A 2,182-nucleotide genomic window follows, 5' to 3' on the forward strand; every position below is an offset into this window, starting at 1 on the left:
AGCAGGTACAGGCGGATTTTTATCATCGGGTATGGAGTATGTGCTAGAGCTCAATCCAAATGCAGTCATGCGAGCCTTTGGGCAAGAATTAAACCCTGAGTCTTATGCTATTTGCAAAGCCGATATGCTAATCAAAGGTCAAGAGGTGAGCCGTATTAAACTAGGCAACACCTTGTCTGATGACCAGCTACCGACTGAGAAGTTCGACTACATGCTATCTAACCCACCGTTTGGTGTGGATTGGAAAAAGATTGCTGGCGAGATCAATGATGAGCATCAGCAAAAAGGCTTTGACGGTCGCTTTGGTCCAGGTACACCTCGTGTTTCAGATGGATCATTGTTATTTTTACTGCATCTGATCAGCAAGATGCGCTCTGTGGCTAACCCAAAGAGAGATAGCGTTGAGTTGTCGACTCCCTCATTGACGCCACAAGATACTTCTGTAACGGGTAGCCGTATTGGTATCATCCTAAATGGTTCGCCGCTATTTACTGGCGGTGCAGGTAGTGGTGAGAGTGAGATTCGTCGTTACATTCTAGAGTCAGATTTGCTGGAGGCGATTATTGCGCTACCGACAGATATGTTCTACAACACTGGTATTGCTACTTATGTTTGGATATTAACCAATCACAAAGCCGATGAGCGTAAAGGTAAGGTACAGCTTATCGACGGTACAAATTTATATAGCAAGATGCGTAAGTCACTTGGCTCTAAGCGTAATGAGATGAGTGAAGAGGATATCAAAATTATCACCCGCACCTTTGGCGACTTTGAGATGGTGGATGCCCGCGCCTTAGACAAGCCAGCCGATGTGAAGTCAAACCGTGGTCGTCAGTCAGCCACACCCAAAGCTGACACCCTAAAGACTTTTGCCAGTAAAATCTTTGACACCCATGAGTTTGGCTATCGCCGTGTGACTATTGAGCGTCCACTACGTCTGTCAGCACAAATGAGGGATGAGGCGATTGAATCGCTACGTTATGTCGAGCGCACCTATGATTTGGTCATGCCAGCCTTATATGAAAAATTCGGTAAGCAGTGGAACGAGGAAAATTATGGCAGCTTTGATTCAAATAATGGTGATGATGATACTCAAGCGCCAAGTGACATGGAGGTTGAAGCTCGTGCCATGATTAAGGCGGACTTTAGTGAGTTAAAAGAGAAGCAAATTAAAGAGGTGTTAAATCCTAAGCTGTGGCGTGAGCAGTTGGCCATTATGAACGCTGCTAAAGCGTTGCAACAACAGATTGGACAAGCGCAGTTTGATGATTACAACCAGTTTGAGGAAGTCTTTAAGCAAGCCTTAAAAGATACTGGACTAGACTTGTCTGCCAAAGACAAAAAACAAATCCTAAATGCGGTAACGTGGAAGAACCCTGATGCTGAAAGAGTAATTAAAAAATCGGTAAAAGAGGCGAATCCGTTATACGGTGCGTTTGAAATTAAAGATAATCAAGGGAAATCAAAGGTCGTTGAGTTTGAGACTGATAGCGACTTAAGGGACTATGAAAATATACCGCTTGACCCAAGTGTGTCAACCACTGAGCTGATAGAACGCTACGTTAAGCGTGAGGTCGCGCCGCATGTGGCTGATGCGTGGATTGATGCAGGCAAGCGTGATGCGATAGATGAAGAGATTGGTATTGTGGGATATGAGATACCGTTTAACCGTCACTTTTATGTGTATGAGCCACCACGACCCTTGAGCGAGATTGATGCCGATTTGGATAAGGTAAGTGCGGAGATTATGCAACTGCTTAGCGAGGTACATTCGTAATGGCGGGTAATCAGGTTAATGAAGTGGCATTTGAATACAGGGTTGATGATAATCAAGTCGAACAAGTGGGGCGGTACAAAGCGTATCCTAAGTATAAAGATTCTGGGGTTGAGTGGTTGGGTGAGATTCCGAGTGGTTGGGGTGTTAAACGAGTAAAAGAAATCGCAAACGTTATAAGTGGTTTCCCTTTCGATTCAAAGAAATTTGACCCTTTTAAAGGAACTCCATTAATTAGAATTAGGGATATAAATAGCTGTAGTACAGAAGTTTATTTCGACGGCTATGTTCCAAAAGAAGCTATTATAAAAAATGGCGATGTTCTAATTGGAATGGATGGTGATTTTAATGTTGCAAAATGGCAAGGTGGAGAAGCAGCACTAAACCAACGAGTTGCCTGTATTAGAC

General features: G+C 43.8%; 2 protein-coding genes. Both read left to right on the forward strand.

Annotated elements, in window-relative coordinates; translation table 11 throughout:
- Nucleotides 1-1,777, forward strand: a 1,777-nt coding sequence (locus QZ265_RS10670; protein ID WP_296406018.1) for an N-6 DNA methylase, incomplete at its 5' end; no start/stop codon positions are given.
- On the forward strand, nucleotides 1,777-2,182 hold a 406-nt coding region (locus QZ265_RS10675), incomplete at its 3' end, for a restriction endonuclease subunit S (protein ID WP_296406020.1). The genes QZ265_RS10670 and QZ265_RS10675, both read left to right, overlap by 1 nt.

The organism is Psychrobacter sp., assembly GCF_018260395.1.
Lineage (GTDB): Bacteria > Pseudomonadota > Gammaproteobacteria > Pseudomonadales > Moraxellaceae > Psychrobacter.